Annotated in this window: 21 protein-coding genes and 2 pseudogenes; 14 read left to right on the top strand and 9 right to left on the bottom strand. The window is 72.2% G+C overall.

What is annotated here, in order from left to right; translation table 11 throughout:
• Positions 1–58: 58 nt before the first annotated feature.
• Positions 59–706 (bottom strand): SWIM zinc finger family protein, encoded by a 648-nt coding sequence (locus tag BM362_RS26240; RefSeq protein WP_067588698.1) that lies wholly within the window; start codon positions 704–706, stop codon positions 59–61.
• Positions 703–3,171, bottom strand: a complete 2,469-nt coding sequence (locus BM362_RS26245; protein ID WP_244287293.1) for a DEAD/DEAH box helicase — start codon at positions 3,169–3,171, stop codon at positions 703–705. Before BM362_RS26245 ends, BM362_RS26240 begins: the two co-directional genes overlap by 4 nt.
• Before the next feature lie 106 nt (positions 3,172–3,277).
• Between BM362_RS26245 and BM362_RS26250 the strand changes: the two genes are divergently transcribed.
• From BM362_RS26250 to BM362_RS26270, 5 genes and pseudogenes are all read left to right on the top strand, one after another.
• Positions 3,278–4,027, top strand: coding sequence for a TetR/AcrR family transcriptional regulator (locus BM362_RS26250; protein ID WP_093574952.1), 750 nt, complete (start codon positions 3,278–3,280; stop codon positions 4,025–4,027).
• 86 nt (positions 4,028–4,113) lie between these two features.
• Positions 4,114–5,355 (top strand): annotated as a pseudogene (locus BM362_RS26255) (RNA polymerase sigma factor); the annotation flags it as partial.
• 144 nt (positions 5,356–5,499) lie between these two features.
• A pseudogene (locus tag BM362_RS26260) lies at positions 5,500–6,228 on the top strand (alpha/beta fold hydrolase); the annotation flags it as partial.
• Positions 6,228–6,551 (top strand): YciI family protein, encoded by a 324-nt coding sequence (locus BM362_RS26265; RefSeq protein WP_067588702.1) that lies wholly within the window; start codon positions 6,228–6,230, stop codon positions 6,549–6,551. The pseudogene BM362_RS26260 and the gene BM362_RS26265, both read left to right, overlap by 1 nt.
• Before the next feature lie 30 nt (positions 6,552–6,581).
• Positions 6,582–7,070 carry a GyrI-like domain-containing protein gene (locus tag BM362_RS26270; protein WP_167545444.1) on the top strand — a complete coding sequence of 163 codons (489 nt, stop codon included), beginning with the start codon at positions 6,582–6,584 and terminating at the stop codon, positions 7,068–7,070.
• Between the two features lie 19 nt (positions 7,071–7,089).
• Here BM362_RS26270 and BM362_RS26275 read toward each other — a convergent pair whose 3' ends face one another.
• A complete protein-coding gene (locus BM362_RS26275; RefSeq protein ID WP_067588704.1) occupies positions 7,090–7,566 on the bottom strand; it encodes an anthrone oxygenase family protein in 477 nt (158 codons plus the stop codon).
• Positions 7,567–7,677: 111 nt separating this feature from the next.
• Between BM362_RS26275 and BM362_RS26280 the strand changes: the two genes are divergently transcribed.
• Positions 7,678–8,517, top strand: coding sequence for an alpha/beta fold hydrolase (locus BM362_RS26280; protein WP_067588706.1), 840 nt, complete (start codon positions 7,678–7,680; stop codon positions 8,515–8,517).
• Between the two features lie 250 nt (positions 8,518–8,767).
• Positions 8,768–9,703 (top strand): AraC family transcriptional regulator, encoded by a 936-nt coding sequence (locus BM362_RS26285; protein WP_093574954.1) that lies wholly within the window; start codon positions 8,768–8,770, stop codon positions 9,701–9,703.
• Positions 9,704–9,728: 25 nt separating this feature from the next.
• Here BM362_RS26285 and BM362_RS26290 read toward each other — a convergent pair whose 3' ends face one another.
• Positions 9,729–10,865: an FAD-dependent oxidoreductase gene (locus BM362_RS26290; RefSeq protein ID WP_067588710.1), complete on the bottom strand. Its 1,137-nt coding sequence runs from the start codon at positions 10,863–10,865 to the stop codon at positions 9,729–9,731.
• An 83-nt stretch (positions 10,866–10,948) separates the two neighbouring features.
• On the opposite strand from BM362_RS26290, the gene BM362_RS26295 reads away from it, so the two are divergent.
• Both BM362_RS26295 and BM362_RS26300 read left to right on the top strand, forming a co-directional pair.
• Positions 10,949–11,635, top strand: coding sequence for a TetR/AcrR family transcriptional regulator (locus tag BM362_RS26295; RefSeq protein WP_067588712.1), 687 nt, complete (start codon positions 10,949–10,951; stop codon positions 11,633–11,635).
• A gap of 27 nt (positions 11,636–11,662) precedes the next feature.
• A complete protein-coding gene (locus BM362_RS26300) occupies positions 11,663–12,406 on the top strand; it encodes a hypothetical protein (RefSeq protein WP_067588714.1) in 744 nt (247 codons plus the stop codon).
• A 61-nt stretch (positions 12,407–12,467) separates the two neighbouring features.
• On the opposite strand, the gene BM362_RS50345 is transcribed toward BM362_RS26300, so the two are convergent.
• A complete protein-coding gene (locus BM362_RS50345; RefSeq protein ID WP_342029820.1) occupies positions 12,468–12,674 on the bottom strand; it encodes a hypothetical protein in 207 nt (68 codons plus the stop codon).
• Here BM362_RS50345 and BM362_RS26305 point away from each other — a divergent pair.
• Positions 12,630–13,259, top strand: a complete 630-nt coding sequence (locus tag BM362_RS26305; RefSeq protein ID WP_342029822.1) for an MBL fold metallo-hydrolase — start codon at positions 12,630–12,632, stop codon at positions 13,257–13,259. The genes BM362_RS50345 and BM362_RS26305 overlap by 45 nt on opposite strands.
• Here the strand turns inward: BM362_RS26305 and BM362_RS26310 are convergent, their stop codons facing one another.
• Both BM362_RS26310 and BM362_RS26315 read right to left on the bottom strand, forming a co-directional pair.
• Positions 13,260–14,423, bottom strand: a complete 1,164-nt coding sequence (locus BM362_RS26310; RefSeq protein ID WP_093574955.1) for a tyrosine-type recombinase/integrase — start codon at positions 14,421–14,423, stop codon at positions 13,260–13,262.
• A complete protein-coding gene (locus BM362_RS26315) occupies positions 14,420–15,115 on the bottom strand; it encodes a TetR/AcrR family transcriptional regulator (protein WP_093574956.1) in 696 nt (231 codons plus the stop codon). Before BM362_RS26315 ends, BM362_RS26310 begins: the two co-directional genes overlap by 4 nt.
• A 78-nt stretch (positions 15,116–15,193) precedes the next feature.
• On the opposite strand from BM362_RS26315, the gene BM362_RS26320 reads away from it, so the two are divergent.
• From BM362_RS26320 to BM362_RS26330, 4 genes are all read left to right on the top strand, one after another.
• Positions 15,194–16,315: an FAD-dependent oxidoreductase gene (locus BM362_RS26320; RefSeq protein WP_093574957.1), complete on the top strand. Its 1,122-nt coding sequence runs from the start codon at positions 15,194–15,196 to the stop codon at positions 16,313–16,315.
• 70 nt (positions 16,316–16,385) lie between these two features.
• Entirely contained in the window at positions 16,386–16,553 is a 168-nt protein-coding gene (locus BM362_RS47620) for a hypothetical protein (protein WP_167545445.1), read from the top strand.
• Between the two features lie 220 nt (positions 16,554–16,773).
• The gene (locus tag BM362_RS26325; RefSeq protein ID WP_244287294.1) at positions 16,774–17,844 is read left to right on the top strand and encodes a coiled-coil domain-containing protein; all 1,071 of its coding nucleotides are present in this window, start codon (positions 16,774–16,776) and stop codon (positions 17,842–17,844) included.
• A 163-nt stretch (positions 17,845–18,007) separates the two neighbouring features.
• Complete coding sequence (locus BM362_RS26330) at positions 18,008–18,496, top strand: DinB family protein (protein ID WP_093574958.1); 489 nt, start codon at positions 18,008–18,010, stop codon at positions 18,494–18,496.
• Between the two features lie 55 nt (positions 18,497–18,551).
• Here the strand turns inward: BM362_RS26330 and BM362_RS26335 are convergent, their stop codons facing one another.
• Both BM362_RS26335 and BM362_RS26340 read right to left on the bottom strand, forming a co-directional pair.
• Complete coding sequence (locus BM362_RS26335) at positions 18,552–19,157, bottom strand: response regulator transcription factor (protein ID WP_067588728.1); 606 nt, start codon at positions 19,155–19,157, stop codon at positions 18,552–18,554.
• The gene (locus tag BM362_RS26340) at positions 19,154–20,326 is read right to left on the bottom strand and encodes a sensor histidine kinase (protein ID WP_232791869.1); all 1,173 of its coding nucleotides are present in this window, start codon (positions 20,324–20,326) and stop codon (positions 19,154–19,156) included. Before BM362_RS26340 ends, BM362_RS26335 begins: the two co-directional genes overlap by 4 nt.
• Positions 20,327–20,337 lie beyond the last annotated feature (11 nt).

Below are 20,337 nucleotides of genomic sequence, written 5' to 3' on the forward strand. Positions count from 1 at the left end.
GTTCGGCTGGTCAGCCGTAGCTTTCCCGCGTGCGGAACCCCGGCTCCGCGAGCGCGGGTCAGCGGACGCGCGGCGTGAACTCCGCGAGGTCCGGCAGCGGCGGCACCTCGCGGGCATACGCGTCCGCGGCCAGCACTCCGGTGGTGACCCGGGTGGCGGTGCGGCGGCCGAGCTCGTCGAGGATCTCCTGCTCGGTCCGGCCGCGGGCGAGCAGCAGCAGGAACGGGTCGGCGTCGAGCAGCCACGCGACCTGGAACGACAGCGCGGCGGCGTGCCGGCACGGGAGTTCCCAGCCGGGGCAGTCGCAGTCCGGGTCGAGGTCGCCGATGCCGGGCAGCAGCGGGACGACCTCGGCCAGCTCGGGCGGCAGGTGCCGGTCGAGCAGCGCGGCGAGATGGCCGGAGTGGTCGGCGGCGCGGTCGAGCAGCAGTTCCCAGTCCGTTGCGGACAGTTCGGCCAGGTGCACGCCGGTGCGGTACGGGCCGTCGTCGGCGTCCTCGGTGGTCGCGGTGATCAGGCCCGGGCTGACCGTGATCGGGCCGACCAGGCCGGCCGCGGCGTAGCTCCGGCCTTTCTTCAGCTGCCGCAGGTCGAGCGCGGTGTCCTCCATCGCCTGCAGCCACGCGCGGCCCCACCAGGTGCGGGCGAACGGGCCGCGGCCGGTGCGGGCGGGGAACGCGGGGAATCCGCGGACCCGGTCGGTCATCGCTGCCTCCGGAGGGTCACGAGCTCGGCCAGCTCGGCGTCGGTGAGTTCGGTGAGCGCGGCCTCGCCCGAGGCGAGCACCGCGTCGGCGAGCGCGCGTTTCTCCCGCAGCATCGCCGCGATCCGGTCCTCGACCGTGCCTTCCGCGACCAGCCGGTGGACCTGCACCGGACGGGTCTGCCCGATCCGGTACGCGCGGTCGGTCGCCTGGTCCTCGACCGCCGGGTTCCACCACCGGTCGTAGTGCACGACGTGGTCGGCGCGCGTGAGGGTGAGCCCGGTGCCCGCGGCCTTGAGCGACAGCAGGAACACCGGCACGTCGCCGTTCTGGAAGCCGCGGACGAGTTCCTCGCGCCGGGCGACCGGGGTGCCGCCGTGCAGCAGCCGCGAGGGGATGCCGCGCGCGGCGAGGTGCCGTTCGAGCAGCCGCGCCATCACCACGTACTGGGTGAACACCAGCACCGCGCCGTCCTCGGCGAGGATCGTGTCGAGCAGTTCGTCGAGCAGCTCGAGTTTGCCGGACCGGCCGGCGAGCGTGCCGTCCTCGGGCTCGCCGAGGAACTGCGCGGGGTGGTTGCAGATCTGCTTGAGCGCGGTGAGCAGTTTGACCACGCGGCCGCGGCGGGCCATGCCGTCGCTCGCGGCGATGTCCGCCATCAGCTCGCGCACGGTCGCCTCGTACAGCGCGGCCTGCTCGGCGGTGAGCGACACCGGCCGGTCGGTCTCGGTCTTGGCGGGCAGCTCGGGCGCGATGCCCGGGTCGGATTTGCGGCGGCGCAACAGAAACGGCCGCAGCAGCCGGGACAGCTGCTCGGCGACCGCCGGGTCGCCCCCGGATTCGACCGGTTTCCCCCAGTGACGGCGGAAATCGGCGAGCGGGCCGAGCAGTCCGGGCGTGGTCCAGTCGAGAATCGCCCACAGTTCGGTGAGCGTGTTCTCCACCGGCGTGCCGGTGAGCGCGACCTTCGCCGCGGAAGGCAGCAGCCGCAACGCTTTCGCCGTGTCGGAGCGGTGGTTCTTCACGTGCTGGGCCTCGTCGGCGACCAGCAGATCCCAGCTGACCCCGGCCAGCGGCGCGGGGTCGGTGCGCAGCGTGCCGTAGGTGGTCAGGACGAACCCGCCGGCCAGATCGTCCAGCGACCGCGCCGTGCCGTGGAACCGCCGCACCGGCGTCCCGGGTGCGAACCGGCGGATCTCGGTTTCCCACGTGCCCAGCAGCGAAGCCGGGCACACGACCAGCGTCGGCCCGGTGCCGCGGTGCAGGTGCAGGGCGATGAGCGTGACGGTTTTGCCAAGCCCCATGTCGTCGGCGAGGCAGCCGCCGAGACCAAGGCCGGTGACGGTGCCGAGCCAGTGCAGGCCGCGCAACTGGTAGTCGCGCAGGGTCGCGGCCAGCCCGGCCGGCTGCGGCGCCGGCACCGGATCGGCCGACAGCCGCTCGCGCAGCTCCTCCAGCCAGCCGTCGGTGCGAACCTCCACCCGGTCGCCGTCGACCTCGGTGCGGCCGGTGAGCGCGACGCCCAGCGCTTCGATCGCGGTGAGCGGCTTGAGCGTGCGGTCCCGGGCGCGGTCGGCGGTCTTGCGGTCCAGCAGCACCCACCGGTCGCGCAGGCGGACGACCGGACGCTGGGCCTCGGCGAGCGCGTCGAGCTCCGCGACGCTCAGCTCGCTGTCGCCGAGCGCGAGCTGCCAGTCGAACTGCAGCACCCGGTCCCCGCCGAAGAACGACCGCTCCTCGGACGGCGCGTCGCCCGGCCGGACGACCGCTCGCGCGGCCAGGCCGGTCAGCTCCGCGGGCCAATGCACCGCCAGCTCCGCGGCGTCGAGCGCGCCGGCGAGCAGTTCGGCGATCTCGCGGTCTCCCAGCGCGACCGACGACGGAACCGCCGCCGACAGCAGCGGAGCCAGCGCGGGCCACACCTCGGCCCCGTGCCGCAAGGTGAGCAGGACCTCGTGCCGCGCCTCCTGGCCGCCGGTGCGCCACAGCTCTTCCGCGTCGACCAGCGGCTCGGTCCCGCCGTGCACCTGGACGACCGCGCGGAACCGGCCGCCCGCCAGGTCGTCGGACTCGATCCGCAGCGACACCCGCAGCGCGGGCTCCACTCCGGCGACGTCGCCGAGGAACCGCATCAGCAGCGGATACGGCTCCGGCACCCGCGCCGGATCGCCCGGGATCGGCGTGGCGTGGGCGTGCGGCGGCATCGCGTCGGCGAGCCGGCGCAGCCAGGCTTCCTCGCCGGGGTCGAGAGGCCCGGTCCACCCGGCCGACGCGAGCCGTTCCGCGGCTTCGGCGGCCAGCGCCCAGAACCGCGCGGACGGATCAGCCAGCGCCCGCAGCACCGGCACCGCGTCCGCGGCCGGCAACCGCAGCGCGGGCACCGTGCGCGCCCCGTCCGGCAGCACGACCTCGACGGTCCCGGGCGCCCCGGGACCGTCCGGCTCCGCGCCGTCGGGTCTCCAGAACACGACCCGGCCTGGCTCCACCACAACTGAATTCAGTGCTCCGCCCTCCCCTGGCTGGCCTCTGCGAGATAGTCTACCGGAAAACTCTGTACTGCGTACAAGGAGCGAAATGGACACCGAGGAGCCGGGCGGCCCGCGGCGGACCATCGAACTGCTGTGGGGCGTGCCCGGTCCCCCGCGCCGCGGCCCGAAGCCGAAGCTGTCGGTCGAGCACGTGGTGTTCGCCGGGGTCCGGGTCGCGGACGCGGACGGGCTGGACGCGGTCACCATGCGCCGGATCGCCGACGAACTGGGCGTCGCGACGATGTCGCTCTACACCTACGTGCCCGGCCGCGACGAGCTGCTGGAGCTGATGCTCGACCACGCGCACGGCGAACTCCCCGGCGAGCTGCCGGAGGGCTGGCGGGCCGGGCTCGCCGCGGTCGCCGGGGACCTGTGGCGGCTCTACCACCGGCATCCGTGGCTGCTGGAGATCCGCGCCGGCCGCCCGACGCTGGGCCCGCACACCTTCGCCAAATACGAGCGCGAACTGGCCGCGATGGACGAACTCGATCTCGACGACGTCCAGCTCGACGCGATCGTCAGCCTGCTCAACGGACTGGTCGCCGGCGCGGCGCGCGGTTCGGTGGACGCGGCCCGCGCCGCGCGGCGCAGCGGGATGAGCGACGTCGACTGGTGGAACCGCTCCGCGCCGGTGCTCGCCGGGATCCCGGCGGCCGATCCGGCGCGCTTCCCGCGCGCGAGCCGGGTCGGCACCACCGCGGGACAGACCTACGGCGGTTCCTCGGATCCCGAACACCATTTCCGGTTCGGGCTCGACCGCATCCTCGACGGGATCGGCCAGCTCGCCGGAGCCTGACCGCGCGAAATTGTCGGGGCCCCGGTCTACCGTTCGGAGAGTCCCGGCGGAAACCGTTCGCCGGCACGGACCGGGAGGGGCACGCAGTGACCGGGCAGCACGACGCGGCCGAAGCCGCGCTCGCGCAGGCGTTCCGCGACGAGTGGAGTGCCGTCGTGGCCACGCTCATCCGCGTCACCGGCGACTGGGACCTTGCCGAGGAATGCGCCCAGGAGGCGTTCGCGCTCGCCGTGCGCACCTGGCCGCGCGACGGCGTTCCCGACCGGCCCGGAGCGTGGCTCACCACCGCCGCCCGCAACCGTGCCGTCGACCGGCTCCGGCGCGCGTCGGCGGGAGCGGACAAGGTCCGGGAGGCCGCACTGCTGGCCGTCCCGGACGAACCGGCAGCCGGACACAGCGGAGTCGGCGCACTCGACGACGACCGGCTCCGGCTCATCTTCACCTGCTGCCATCCCGCGCTCGCCTTCGAAGCGCAGGTGGCGCTCGCGCTGCGCACGCTCGTCGGGCTCAGCACCGCGGAGATCGCCCGCGCGTTCCTCGTGTCCGAATCGACGATGTCGCAGCGCCTCGTCCGGGTGAAACGCAAGATCCGCGCCGCCGGGATCCCGTACCGCGTGCCGCCCGCGCAGCTGCTGCCCGAGCGCACCGCCGCCGTGCTCGGCGTGCTGTACCTGCTGTTCAACGAGGGTTACTCGGCCAGCGAAGGAGACGACCTCCAGCGTCCCGGCCTGGCGGCCGAAGCGATCCGGCTGGCCCGGCTGCTGCATTCCTTGATGCCGGACGAATCCGAGGCAACCGGCCTGCTCGCGCTGCTCCTGCTACAGCACGCCCGCCACGGCACGCGAAACGGCTCCGATGGCGAGTTGATCCCGCTCGAAGAACAAGACCGCGGCCAGTGGGACGCCGCGGCGATCACCGAGGGCACCGCGCTGCTGGAAGGCGCGTTGCGACGGCGCAGCCCCGGGCCGTACCAAGTGCAGGCCGCGATCGCCGCGTGCCACGCCGGCGCCGCGCGCGCCGAGGACACCGACTGGGCGCAGATCGCCGGGCTCTACCTCCAGTTGCGGCGTTACCGGCCGGGGCCGGTGGCCGAACTGAACCGCGCCGTCGCGGTCGGCATGGCCGTCGGACCGGAAGCCGGGCTCGCCCTCGCCGACCGGCTGGCCGAAGACCTGACGGGCTACCACCTGCTGCCCGCCACCCGCGCGGACTTCCTCCGCAGGCTCGGCCGCACCGAAGAAGCCCAGGTCGCCTACACCGAGGCGCTCGCACTGGCCCCCACCGGAGCCGAACGCAGCTACCTCCGGAGAAGGCTTTCGGAAATTTCTTCGCCGGAGGTGTCTGTCTCCGCCTCCTCCGTTCGTCGGGAAGGCACAACCGACTCCGGAAGGACAGCCATGATCACCAAAACCCTCCGCGCGCCCGGCGCACAGATCCACTACGACGTCGCCGGCTCCGGACCGCTGCTGCTCCTGGTGCCCGGCGGCCCCGCGGACGCCACCGCGTTCGCCGCACTGCGCCCGTGCCTTGCCGGCCGCTACACCGTCGTCACCTTCGACCCGCGCGGCATCTCCCGCAGCCGGACCACCGATCTCGACGACGACCTGGTCGGCCAGCACGCCGAGGACGTCCAGCGGCTGCTGACCGAACTGGACGCCGGACCGGTCTCGGTGCTGGCCAACAGCGGCGGCGCGATCACCATGCTCGAACACGCCACCCGCTACCCGGGTGCGGTGCGGACGCTCGTCGCGCACGAACCGCCGGTCAGCCGCTACCTCGGCGACCTGCTGGCCGATTTCCCGGACATCCCGGCGATCTACCGGGAGCAGGGCGTCGACGCGGCGGTCGGAGCGTTCATGGCCGCCAGCGGATTCGAGATCCCCCCGCCGCCCGAGCACCCCACCGCCGAGGAGATCGAGCAGGGCAAGCGGATGCGCGGCAACTTCGAAGTGTTCTTCGGCAGGCTGATGGGCGCCATCGGCGCATGGGAACCCGATCTCGAAGCGCTCGCCGCCGCGGACACCCGGATCGTCGTCGCGGTCGGCGACGCGGCCGGGACCCCGGCCTACGAGGCGGGCGTCGGCCTGGCCCGCGCGCTCGGCAGCGAGCCGGTCCTCTTCCCGGGCGACCACGGTGGCTTCGCCGCCGAACCCGAGGCGTTCGCCGTCCGCCTCGCCGAAACCCTCAACGCGGAGAACTGATGCGCTACCTGCTGATGATCGCCGGATCCGAAGAGCCGACCGCCGAACAGCTCGCGATCGGCTGCGGCGGATGGTCCGAGGACCTGCTCCACCGCGGCATCCTCGTCGGCGGCGGCGGACTGCACCCGCCCGCGACAGCAACCACCGTGCGCGTGCGCGACGGCGAGGTCCTGCTCACCGACGGGCCCTTCGCCGAGACCAAAGACCAGATCGGCGGCTACGCCGTGCTCGAATGCGCCGACCTCGACGAGGCCGTCGAACACGCGTCCCGGCATCCGGCCGCCTCCTACGGCACCATCGAAGTCCGCCCGCTGCTCGGCTGACTCCCGCATCCGCCCCGGAAAGGAACGCCCTTGCCCTCCATTGTGGACAGAAACGAACAGCGCTACGTCGGCTGCCGCGCGACGGTCGGACCCGACGGCATGGCCGAGGTCGCGCACCGGATCGCCGCGATCATCGGAGCTCTCGCCGAACGCGGCCTCGAACCCGCCTGCGCGCCGTTCTTCCGGTACCTGGTGCTCGGCACGGACATGAAGACCGTCACCGTCGAGGTCGGAGTCCCGGTCGCGGAGCCCCTCGACCTCGGCGACGAATACTCCAACGGCGTCCTGCCCGCCGGGAAATACGCGCAGGTCACCCACCACGGAGCGCCGAGCGGTCTCTTCGCCGCCACCGCCGACCTGCTCGCCTGGGGCGAAAAGGAGGACGTGCGCTGGGACCGCACCGTCGAGGCCGACGGCGAGCACTGGGCCGCCCGGCTCGAGATCTACCGCACCAACCCGCGGATCGAGCCGGACGCGAACAACTGGGACACCGACCTCTGCTTCCGGCTCGCCGACTGACCCGCCGGTGGTCCCGGGGTCACGCGCCCCGGGACACCACGGCACCGACCAGGCACCCGAACCCGGTCGCGGACAGCACCGTCCGCACCAGGTTCCAGCGCACCCACGGCTGCTCGAACCGGGCCCGCAACGCGGCGAAGTCGACCGTATCCGCGGTGAGGGCGTTGTTCATCGGCACGTTGATCGCGCCGGTCACCAGCATCATCGCCACCAGGAGCGCGGCGCCCGCGACGAGCCAGAGCAGCCCGCCTTGCGCGCCGCTGGTGAAGTGCAGGACCACGGCCGCGACGGCGAGCAGCGGCGCGCCCAGGAACGACAGCATGAACCAGCCGTTGAGGATGGCCTCGTTGATGCGGCGCATCGCGGTCACGAACGTGTGGTCGTCGGCATGGGCGAGGCCGGGCATCACCGACACCGTGTACGCGTAGAACAGCCCCGCGATCAGCCCGGCCGCGACCACCGCCGCCACGAGCACCGCCTTGGAAACGATCACCATCGTCTTGCCTTTCGTCTTGTCCCCAACGCACCCCAGTCAACCCGCAGACAACGAGACGATCCATCGCTTGTCCGCTCGAAGCCATACGTCATCGTCTCGCTAGGAGACCTCATGCAGCACACGCTCCCCCACGGCGTCGCTCTCGGCGCCGAGCACTTCGGCGACCCGGCCGCGCCGCTGGTCCTGCTCGCCGGCGGCACCACGATGCTGTCCTGGCCCGACGCCTTGTGCGAAGCCCTTTCGCGCGGCGGCCGGCATGTCGTGCGCTACGACCTCCGCGACGCAGGCACCTCGACCACGATTGACCCGAACGCCCCGGCCTACACCCTGCGCGACCTCGCCGCAGACGCGGCCGCGCTCGCCCGCGAACTCGACGACCGGCCCGCCCACCTGGCCGGCGTCGGCGTCAGCGGGATGGTCGCCCAAGTCGCCGCCCTCGACCACCCCGAGGCGTTCTCCGCCCTCACGCTGTACGGAACCCGCCCCGTCGCCCCCGGTCCCGTCGACGCGGACCTGCCCGATCACGACGCGAAAGCCATGCGCGAGCTGTTCGCGCTGCCGATGCCGGACTGGTCGGACCGCGCCGCCGTCGCCGACTGGGCCGCCGCCGGCGCCGCAATCCTCGGCAACGACCCCGATACGGCCCGAATCGTCGCGGCCCGCGTCTTCGACCGCGCGGCCAGCACGGAACCGGTCGTGCAGATGGCCAACCAGCTGGGCATGGTGTTCTCCAAACTCGACTGCACGCCGCGCTGGCGTGAACGCCTGCCGGAGCTCGCGGTCCCGACGGTGGTGCTGCACGGCCGCCGGGACGTGTTTTTCCCGGCGGGCAACGGCGAAGCCCTCGCCCGCGAGATCCCCGGAGCGCGGCTGGTCGTCCTGGACGACGCCGCGAGCGCGATTCCGGACGCTGCCGCCGAAGAGGTCGCCGCGGCGATGCTCGCCGCCTGACACCGAGCGCCGCGGGACGGTAGGCCGGTTTTCTCGCCGTGCCGGACTGATTCCCGGGCGCGCCAGGGCCCGCACTCAACGGTTGCTCGGCCTCGCGGGATTTCCTTGGCAGCGGGGAAACAGCGGGCTCCTCGGCACCGGGTCGGCACTCGGACGACTGTGCGCGCCGCCGGGCGGAAGGAAGCTCGGCGAGGCAAGGGAAACCCGAAAACACCAGGTTTTCCCTTGCCTCGGCGCTAGTCTCGGCCAGGTGGACCCGCTCACCGCGTTGCTCGAAGGACCCCGCGCGCACGGCGCGTTCCTGCTCCGGTCCGTGCTGCGCCCGCCGTGGTCGTTGCGGATCGAGGACGAAGCGCCGCTGACCGTGCTCGCCGTGGTCCGCGGCGACGCCTGGCTGGTGCCCGGCGGCGCCGAAGCCGTCCGGCTGGACGCGGGCGACGTGGCCGTCGTGCGAGGACCCGCTCCGTATCTCGTCGCCGACGATCCGGGGACGCCGCCGCAGGCCGTGATCCGCCCGGGACAGGAGTGCGTCACGCCGGAGGGCGGGCATCTCACCGACCTGACCGAGTTCGGCGTGCGCACCTGGGGCGGCGCCGCCGACGGTCCGACTGTGCTGCTCACCGGCACCTACCCGACGGTGGGCGAGGTTTCGCGCCGCTTGCTCGCCGCCGTGCCGAGCGTCGTCACCGCTCGCGCCGGGACCAGCCCGGATCCGCTCGTCGCGATGCTCGCCGACGAAATCGAGCGCGACGTCCCCGGGCAGGAAGCCGTCCTGGACCGGGTGCTGGACCTCCTGCTCGTCCGCGTCCTGCGGGAATGGCTCGACCGCCCCGCCGCGCCGGCCTGGTACCGCGCCCACGGCGATCCGGTGGCCGGGCAGGCGCTGCGCTTGCTGCAGGACCAGCCCGAGCACCCGTGGACGGTCGCCGGTCTCGCGAGCGCGACCGGTGTTTCCCGCGCCGCGCTCGCGAGGCAGTTCACCGACGCGGTCGGCGAACCGCCGATGACCTACCTCGCCACCTGGCGGCTCGCCCTCGCCGCCGATCTCCTGCGCCAGCAGCCGGACGCGACGCTCACCGCGATCGCCCGGCAGGTCGGCTACCGCAGCCCCTTCACGCTGAGCGCCGCGTTCAAACGGGAGTACGGGCGCAGCCCGCAGCACTACCGCCTGCGCGAACCCGCCTGAACATCCGGCGCGCCCGCTGGAAGCGTCAGTCCTCCTCCCCGAACATCTTCGCGAACAGGTGCCGCACCTTCTCCGCCGCGCCGTCGGACAGGAACAGCTCCAGGTTGTCCGCCGACATCCGCGCCGCCGGTTCCGCGCGTTCGAGCATCGCCTGCTCGAACTTCCGCACGTCCCCGCCTTCAGCCAGAACCAGCGCAAGCTCGGCACCGTCGCGCATCGCGAGGTTCGCGCCCTGCCCGGCGAAGGGCGACATCAAGTGCGCCGCGTCCCCGATCAGCGTCACGCCAGGAGCGGCGTCCCACCGCAAGCCGACCGGCAACGCGTTCAACGGATAAACCAGCACCGGCCCGGACGCGGCATCCACCAGGGCCAGGAATTCCGCCGGCCACGCGGCGTACAGCTCCTTCAGTGCGGCGCGAGCGCGATCCGGCTGGTCGAACGGAATCCCCGAGGCGCTCGGCCAGTCTTCGTCGCACCGCAGCGCCAGGTGGACCCGGATCGTGCCGTCTCCGTTGCGTTGCGCGGAAAGCGTCTGCTGATTCCCGATCGCGGAGAAGCTGCCGCGCCCGACCAGCGCCGACGCCGCCGGATGCGCCCGGTCCGCGTCATGGATGACCAGCTCCATCCCGTGCACGCCGCAGTACGCCGGTTCCGTGTCGGTGAGCAGCGGCCGGATCCTCGACCGGGCGCCGTCCGCGCCGACGAGGAAATCGCAGTCCAGGGTTTCGCCGCCGGAGAGGTGAACGCGGTGGCGTCCGTCGCCGAGCGGCTCCGCCCGGGTCACCGCGTGTCCCCAGCGGACAGTCTCCTCCGGAAGCGCGTCGAGCAGCAGTTTCCGCAACGCGGGCCGGTCCGCCTCGGGACGGCCCCAGCGTTCTTCGCCCTCGTCCGGGGTGGCTTCCCGCCGCAGCAAGGTTCCCGCGGAATCGTAAAGGACCATGTCCTGGCCCTCCGGACGGGCGATCGCGCGATAACCGGCCTCCAGACCGGCCTGGCGCAGCGCCCACTGGCCCTCGTCGACGGTCAGGTCCAGCGTGCCGCCTTGGACTCGCGCTTCCCGGCTTGCGTCGCGTTCGCAGACCACGGCGTCGATGTCGTGCGCGCGCAACACTCGCGCACAGGTGAGCCCGCCGAGCCCGCCACCGGCGATCACGATTCGCATGATGCCATCCCCTCGATACACTGTATTGACAAAATACACTGTATCGGAACCGCCCCGGTACTGTCACCCGAAAAGGAGCGAGCATGGACGAACTGGTGTGGGAACGGCCCGAACCGCCGGCGCGCGCGGCACCGGCGCCGCTGAGCCGCGCCCGCATCGTCGAGACCGCCTGTGCGCTCGCCGACGAAGGCGGACTGGAAGCGGTGTCGCTGCGCAAAGTCGCCGCCGCTCTCGGCGCCGGGCCGATGCGGCTGTACGGCTACCTCGACACCAAAGAAGAACTGCTCGACCTGATGACCGACGCCGTCTACGGCGAGATCCCGCTGCCGGACCCGGACACCGAAGGCGTGGCCGCGCTGCGCGCGCTCGCCCACGGCTGCCGCGCCGCCGTCCAGCGGCACGAATGGTTCGCCGACCTGATCGGCGGACGGCCCGGCCTCGGCCCGAACGCGCTCGCGTACCTGGAGGCGTCGCTCGCCGCCGCGGCCGGTCCGGGCCCGATCGAGGACGCCATGATCACCGTGTTCACCGTCCACTCCTACGTCACCGGCGCGGTGCGCAGCGAGATCCGCGAGCGCCGGCTCATCAGCGACACCGGTCTCGACGAGGAAGCCTGGCAGCGCGCGGCCGGCCCCTACCTCCAGCGGATGTTCGACTCCGGCCGCTACCCCACCCTGTTCCGCACCGCCCGCGACGCTGTCCATCCGGACGGCGACGCCGTCTTCGCCGCCGGCCTCGAGCGGGTGCTTTCCGGACTCACCCTCGGCTAGTTACCGCTTAAGCGGCAAGATGGCCGCATGGACACCGCCGCGCTGGGACCGACGACCCGGGTCATGCACGCGATGGAGCAGCTCTGGGCCGAAATCCGGCGGCGGCACGCGGACGTTCCCGAAGCGATCCTGGTGCTGGCGTCGGGAACGATGGGCACCACCACCGAGATCCACGGCCACTTCGCCCGGTCCCGCTGGCACGTCGGCACCGGCGTCGAACCGCGCGCCGAGTTCTTCCTCGGCGCCGAAGGCCTCCGGCGCAGTGCGGCCGAGATCCTCTCCACCACGCTTCACGAGGCCGCGCACGGGCTCGCCGCCACCCGCGACATCGTCGACGTCAGCGACGGCCGCTACCACAACAAACGCTTCGCCGCGCTCGCCGCCGAACTCGGCCTGCGGGCCGAACAGGCGGACCGGATCGGCTGGTCCTCGACCACCGCGCTTCCCGCGACTCTCGATGCCTATCAAGGAGAACTCTCCCGGCTCGAAGCCGCGCTGACCGTGTGGCGGCACACCGAACAGGAGGTCGCCCGACTCGCCGTCGCGGCCCCGCCGGACGATCCCGATGCGCCGGACGAGGCGGCCGAACCGCTCGCGCCGCCGGTGGTGATCGCCCCGGTCGACGGCCGCGGCGCGCACCGCGGCGGACCGAATTACGTCGCGGCGATCTGCCGCTGCGAACCCCCGCGCCGGATCCGCGCTGCCCGGTCGATCCTGGAGCTGGGGCCGATCACCTGCACGCTGTGCGCCGAGCCGTTCATCGAGGCCTGACCGCTGCTCCGGAAATGCCAAGTGCTTGCACTTTGCTATCACTTCAGGCTGCGGTCGCGCATCACGAGCGAAGGGCGTCGCCGTGCTGAGCCAGGCGGCGGGGGGTGCTGGTCCACCGGAGCGAGGTGCTGGAGAACAACGCGGTCGTCGTGCGGGGCGGGGATGGTGACTGCTCGTCGATCCCGGGCTCACCACCGGCGAACTGGCCTGCCTCGCCTCCGATCTGCGCGAACTCGGCCAGCCGGTCGTGGCCGGCTTCGCGACGCACCCGGATGGGGATCACGTGCTCTGGCACGCGGAATTCGGCGACGCTCCCCGCTACGGCACGGCCCGGTGCCCGGCCTCCTCGCGGGACCTGCTGGCGAAGGCGGACTGGAAAACCCTGGTCGTCGAAGGATTGCCGCCGGAGCTCGCCGACGACGTGCCGATGGAACTGTTCGCCCGCATCACCGGCCTGCCCGCTGGGACGGAGTACGTCCCCTGGGACGGCCCACGCGCCCGGATCGCCGAACATCCGGCGCACGCCCCGGGACACGCGGCGCTGCTCATCGAGGAACGCGGGGTTCTCGTCGCCGGAGACATGCTTTCCGACGTGCTCGTCCCGATGTTCGGCGACACCGCCGGCCCGATCGGGGATTATCCCGCCGGATTGCGGGCGCTCGAAGCCGTGGCGGACGACGTCGAAGTCCCCGGCCACGGGTCCGTCGGGGCGGATCAGATTCGCGCGCGGATCGACCTGGACCGCGCGTACGTGCATGCCCTGCGCGACGACCCGCGGATCGGCCCGTCGGCCAAGCCCGGCTGGGAATGTCCAGGCGATCTGCACCGGGGACAGGCCGCCTGGCTCGGCTGATCAGCCGAGCCAGCCGCGATGCAGCGCCGGGGCCAATTCGTGCGCGGCCGAATCGCGGATGGCGTTCTCGTCGTGCAGATAGCCCTCGGTGGTCGACAACGCGGCGTGCCCGAGGTCGCGCTGCACCTGGCGCGGCGGGACCCCTCGCTCGATCGCGTGCGTCGCATAAGAATGGCGCGCCGAATGCGGATGGATGGTGTCGCACAACGGTTGCAGGTGCGTCGCGACGAACCGGGCCTCGGCGGTGTCGAGCACCTCCTGCAGCCGCGCGGTCTTGGTCGGCTGGCAGAACGTCGCACACAACCGGCGCAGCAACGCCGTCACATGCGAAACGTGCACGCGCGCGCCGGTGCTCGTGACGAACAGCGGCTCCGCTCGCTTCGCGCCTACCTGCCCGCGCAGCGCCGGGACCTGCGGCGCAGACCGCTCGGCCAGGTAGGCGTCGAGCGCGTCGGCCACTGGTGCGGCCAGCGCGACCTCGCGGTCCTTGGATCCCTTGCCGTGCACGCGAAGCACGCCGATGCCGCCCGCGGCCGGCCGCCGGTAGTCGCCCAGATCGACGCCGACGAGTTCCTCCGCGCGCACCCCGGTGCCGACCAGGATCTCGACCATCGCCCGGTCGCGCGGGCCGTTCCGGCTGTGGTCGGCCAGCAGCCACGCCGCGAGCAGCAACGCCCGGCACGCGTCGAACGACCAGCGCGCGGTCTGCGACGGAACGCCGGACGGCCGGTTGAGATGCTGCGCCCGCCGGTCCACGAGCGCCGCCGGATTGTGCCCGGCCAAGCCTTCGCGGAGCAGGTACTTGCGGTAGAACGCGGACACCGCCGACAGCATCCGCCCGCGCGTCGCGTCTCGGTACCCGGCCCGCGCCAGCTCGTCCAGCCACTGCTCGACGTGCTCCACCCGGACGTCGGCGAACGAAGTGAACCCGTTGCGCAGGCACCACGGCAGCCACGCGAGCGCGTCCGGATCGGTCCGGCGCGCACGGCCGCGGCGGCGTCCCGGATCGGGCGGCTGATAGCCGGGCACCCAGTCGAGCGGGATGCCAAGATCGGTCGCGTACGCGACGCGGGTGTTGAGCGACGCGTACACGCGCAGGAACTCGCCGAACCGCTCTCGCGCATCCTTGCCCGCTCCCCCGGCATCGGTGAGCGCGAGGGTCATGCGCGCTCGCCCGGATACAGCGCGGCGACCCCGGCGAGCACGAGATCGATCCCGGCCAGGAACTGCTCGCGGTCGTCGTGCTCGCGCATCTGGCTCGCCATCAACCTCGTCGTCTCGAACTCCTCCGGGTCGAGGTCCTCCCACGCTTCCGCCGTGGCGGCGAAGAATTCGGCTCGGTCCGCCTCCGGCTCGGAGACCTGGTTGTTCGCCGCGTTCTGCCCGGCCGCGCCCAGGACGTAGTGCATCAGCACCGACGTCGCGGTGAACCAGTGCTCCTCGGGCACGCCCAGCGCGCGGACCCGGCGGCCGAGGCTTTCGAGGATCCGCGGCGTCACCGGCCCGCCCGGGCTGCGGGACAGCTGGAGCAGCAGTTGCGCGGCGAGCCAAGGATGCGCGTCGATCGCGGAGAACAGCCCGAGCGCGACCGCGTGCACTTCCTCCCGCGGCGATCCGGCCGGCTCCGCCGCCAGCGCGCCGGCCACCACCGCGTCGGTCGCGGCGACGAGCAGTTCGCCCTTGTTCGCGACGTGCCAGTAGATCGCCCCGGGCCCGGTCGCCAACCGTTCGGTGAGCACCCGGAACGTCAGGCCGCTCTCGCCGGCCGCGTCCAGCAGTTCCACCGCCGCCTCGACGATGCGCTCCCGGGAGAGTGCCTCCGTGCGCCGCTGTGCCCGGCGAGTCCCCGTACCCATGCGCCTATCTTGACACATCTGGAGCGACGTTCCAATATGGAATGGCGTACCAGAACTCTCCCCGGAAGGAACTGTGCCGTGAACACCTCCGTCACGATCGTCGGCGCCGGGCTCGGCGGTCTCGCCCTCGCCCGCGTCCTGCACGTCCACGGAATCCCGGCCGTCGTCCACGAGGCCGAGCCGTCCCCGACCTCGCGCGCCCAGGGCGGCCTGCTCGACATCCACGACTACAACGGTCAGCTCGCCGTCGAAGCCGCCGGGCTGACCGCCGAATTCCGCAGCCTGATCCTGGAAGGGAGACAAGAGCTGCGGCTGTTGTCCCGGGACGGGACCGTGCTGTTCAACCAACCCGACGACGGCACCGGCGGCCGCCCCGAGGTCCACCGCGGCGAGCTGCGGCAGCTGCTGATCGACTCGCTGCCGGAGGGCACCGTCCACTGGGGACACAAGGTCAGCGGGGTGCGCGCCTTGGCGCAGGGCTACGAGATCGCCTTCGCCGACGGCAGCACGATCACCACGGACCTGCTGGTCGGGGCGGACGGCGCCTGGTCGAAGGTCCGGCCGCTGCTGTCCCCGGCGAAGCCGGAGTACACCGGCACGTCAACCGTCGAGACCTTCGTCCACGACTCCGATCGGCGGTTCCCCGCCACGGCCGAAGCGGTCGGCGGCGGGATGCTGCTGGTGCTCTCGCCGGGCCAGGGCATCACCGCACACCGCGAGCGGGACGGAATCCTGCACGCCTACCTCGGGCTGACCCGGTCGCCGGAATGGTTCGACAGCATCGATTTCGCCGATCCGGCCGCCGCGGCCGCCCGGATCGCCGCGGAGTACGAGGGCTGGTCGACGGCGCTGACCACGCTGATCACCGAAAGCGACACCCCGCCGGTCCTCCGGCCGCACTACGGCTTGCCGATCGGGCACCGGTGGGAACGGGTGCCGGGCGTGACCCTGGTCGGCGACGCCGCGCACCTCGCCCCGCCGAACGGGGAAGGCGCGAACCTGGCCATGCTCGACGGCGCCGAACTCGGGCTCGCCCTCGCCGCGCACCCGGACGACGCGGAGGCCGCCCTCGCCGAGTACGAGCAGGCGATGTTCCCGCGCGGCGCGGAAACCGCCGCCGAGGGCGCGCACCTGCAACGGCAGATGTTCGGTCCCGACGCACCGCACGGCCTGCTCGCCGAGTTCATCGCCGGGACCTAGGTCTCCTGGGCAGGTCGGTGAACTCGACCCCGGCAGGCCACTGACCACCCGCAGCCAGCAAATCGACTGCATGACCGCCGACAACCGCTACGACGCCTGCTGCTGCACTCACGGCGCGAACGTCGAAGGCAACGGCAGCTGGGTCCGCGAGCTGGGCGACACCTACAAGCAGGGCTATGTGGCCGCCTACTACCTGCAGGACGGAGCGACCGCCGGCGTCGCTACCAAGTGCGGCTGACATCGGGTCCGGGTGTCCTGCCTGGCTCAGGACAGGCGGGACACCCCTGCTGGGCGTTCTCGAAGCGGTCTGCGCTATCACTATATGAATAATCTCAGTTATCCATATGATAGTGAACTCCCGTGGTCGTCTTCCAGTTTTCGTTTAATTACCGATACCTCATGTTTCGGTTTTAATACCCTAACGGTAGAGTGGGTCTCACCTGCGGAAAGGGGCACTGATGGAGGCGATGGGGCCGCCGATCCGGCGCGGAAGCCGGGAGGAACGCCGGGAGGCGACCGTGCGGGCACTGGCCGCCGGAGACGAGGCGGGATGCGCGTACTGCGGCCGGCCGCTGCCGCCTATCCCCCGGCAAGGCGGGCGGCCGACGCCGTACTGCCCGGCCGACCCGGAGCGGTACGGGAGGTGGGGCGCGAAGGTCATCACGTGCGCGATGCTCGACGAGCAGCGCGAGATCTGGGTGACCGTCTACGGACCCGACCAGCCGATGACCCAGCTCGACACCCGGGCGCTCGACGAGCAGCTCGGGTCGGCGCTCTCGGCGTTGGATCCGCTGCACGCGGAGCTGTCGGCGCTGCGCACGCACGTCACCGACCAGACCGCGGCGGCCCTCGAAGCGCGGGAGGAGGCCGAAGCCGCTCGCGACGAGGCGTTGGAGCAGGTCCGGGTGGCGAACGCGGAGCGCGCGCACGCGGTAACCGATGCGGAGGAGGCGCGCGCGGCTGAGGCAGCGGCCAGGAAACAGTCCGAAGTGGACCGTGAGGAGCGTGACGCTGCGCTCGCCAGCGCTGTCGCGGCAAGGAAAGCACAGGAAACCGCGCTCGCGGTCCGCGATGAAGCCGAGAACAACCGGCAGCGGGCGCTCGAACAGGCGGCGGCCGCGCATGACCGGGTCACGGCGTTGCAGCGCGAGATCTCGGCGTTGCGCGCGACGGCGGTCGAGGATCTGGAACAGGCGCGCCGCACGGCGGCGGAAGCGCAGCAGGAGCTTCGGGCATCGCTGACCGTCGAGCACGAGAGCCGGATGCGGGAGCAGGAGCAGCGGCTGCGCGAGCAGGCCGCGGAGGCGGACAAACGGGTGCGCGGCGTGCAGCTGGCAGCCGATCAGCGGGTCGCGGAGTCCGCTGCGCAGGTGAGCCAGGCGACCAAGGCGTACGCCGAAACGCTGGCTCCGCTGCACGCTGAGCTGGCGGAACTGCGGGCTCGCTTGAGTGCGCGGCAGGCGGAACTCGACGAGATGCGGCGGCTTCGCGAGGCCGAGGAGGCGGAGCAGCCGGACGAGATCGAGTAGCCGGAGTTGTGGTTCAATATCTTCCGTCGCCAGGTTTGACTGGCTGACAGTCATCGCCCGCGGTGCTTTTCCGGCCCGCGCAGGCGCGCTCGCCTTGCGAGCACTTCAGCGATCCCGGCCTCGTCAGGCCGTCCCCAGTCATGCCCGAGAACGGAGCAGAACCATGCCCACTGAACGCATCACCGACGGCACCGAACGAGCACTGCTCGAGAACACGCTCGACCGCAACCGCGAAGCGCTGGTCGAGACCCTCCGCGGCCTGTCCGAGGACGACGCGCGACGACGGCTCGTCGCGTCGCTGTCGACGCCGATTTCCGTGGTCAAGCACGCCGCCGCGGCGGAACGGATCTGGTTTCAGCGGTTCTGGGCGGGGCTCGACGAGTCCGAATGCGACGGATACTCGAAGCGCGACGTCGGCACCTTCGCCGTCACCGACGACGAGACCGTGGCCGACGTGATCGCCGAGTACGAACGCGCCAGCCAGCGGTCGCGGGAGATCGCCGCGCGCTTCGACCTCGACGCAACCAAGGAGTTCCCCGGCGAGGGCACCGTCAGCATGCGCTGGACGATGCTCGCGATGATCCAGGAGTTCGCCCGGCACGCGGGACACGGCGACATCCTGCGCGAGCAGATCGACCAGCCGCTCCCCTGACCTCGGCGGTGCCGCGCAGGGACCTGGCTCGATCTGGTTCTCCGCGGCGTGCGCGCTACAGCCACCCGCTCGTCTCGGCGACCCGGACCGCCTCCGCGCGCGTGCGGGCCTGCGTCTTCCCGATCGCCGACGACAGGTGGTTGCGCACCGTGCCCGCCGACAGGCCCAGCGCCAGCGCCATGTCCGCGACTGTTCCGCCTTCCGCCGCGGCGCGCAGCACGTCCGCCTCGCGGTCGGTGAGCGGGCTCGCCCCGCTGGCCAGCGATTCCGCGGCGAGCGCCGGGTCCACGAACCGCAGGCCGGCGTGGACCCGCCGGATCGCGTTGATCAGCTGCTCCGGGCGCGAATCCTTCACCACGAACCCGGCCGCGCCCGCGGACATCGCCCGCGACAAGTAGCCGGGGCGGCTGAAGGTGGTGCAGATCAGCACCCGGCAGTCCGGCAGCGCGTGCCGCAGTTCGGCGGTCACGGCGAGGCCGTCGCGGCCGGGCATCTGGACGTCGACGAGCGCGATGTCCGGGGCGGTCCGCTGCGCGGCGGGCAGGACTTCGAGGCCGGAGCCGACCTCGGCGACCACCTCGATGTCGGATTCCATCCGCAGCAACGAAGCCAACGCGCCGCGCACGAGCGCCTGGTCGTCGGCCAGCAGGACCCGGATCACGCGGCGCCTCCCGTCGCCGGGCCGCGGGCCAGCACCCGGAAGCCGCCGTGCGGGCCGCGGCCGTGTTCGAGCGAGCCGGACACCTCGGCCATCCGCTCGGTGAGACCGGTGAGCCCGTGTCCGGGAACGACCTCCGCCGGGACTGTGCCGTCGTCGGCGACTTCCAGCCAGTCGCGGCCGACGCGCACGACGCAGCGCTGCGCGTCGGAATGGCGGAGCACATTGGTCACGGCTTCCCTTACCACGTAACCGAAAACGCCCTGCAGTTCCGGAGCTACGGCATCGGCGGCGGCAGGCAGTTCGGCGTGGACTCCGGCGGCGCGCAACGCCATCCGGGCACCGGCGACTTCGGTCGCGAACGACACCGTGCGGTAGTCGGACACGGTCGCGCGGACGTCGGAGAGGGCCTCCCGGCACAGGTCGTCCAGATCCCGGATCTCGGCGAGCGCCGCGTCGGTGTCGTCCGAAGTCTCCAGGATCCGCCGCGTCAGGCCGAGTTTCAGGGTCATCGTGGAAAGGCTGTGGCCGAGGACGTCGTGCAGGTCGCGGGCGACGCGCTGCCGTTCCTGGTCGACAGCCATCCGCCGGATCTGCTCGCGAGCGAGCCGGAGATGGCCGACGGTGAACGTCAGCGCGTAGACGATGCCGAGGATCGCGGTGACGGCGACCAGCGTGAGGACCTGGCCCCAGGCGACGACGCCGTCCCTGGCCAGCATCCACGCGATCTGGGCGACGGCCGCCGCGGAGCCCAGCAGCAGGGAAAACCGCAGCGGCAACAGCATGAGACCGGTCGCGATCGCGTAGGTGAGGGCGGTCAGGTACGCCGGGGAGCCGAGGATCAGCGCGGGCGTGACACCGAGCGCGAACATCGCCGCCACCATCGCGATCCGCTGCCGCCGCAGCGCGAGCGGGCCGAACCACAGCACCAGCAGGTACGCCACGGCGTAGCAGCCGAGGAAGCCGAAGACGAGCCCGGTGCGCACCGGGCCGTGCTTTCCGTCCGCGATGGCGATGACCCAGGTGGCCAGGAAACCCATCATCAGGCCGTTGACCACCACGGACCGGACGCGGCCGAGACGCAGGCCGGGCCCTCCGCTGCGGGCGTCCGTCCAGAAGCTCCAGTCCGGCCACTGGCGGGCCGAGAACCGGTCCGGATCGGGTTCGCGCATGTCGATCATGG

It is taken from the genome of Amycolatopsis rubida (genome assembly GCF_900115345.1).
Lineage (GTDB): Bacteria > Actinomycetota > Actinomycetes > Mycobacteriales > Pseudonocardiaceae > Amycolatopsis > Amycolatopsis rubida.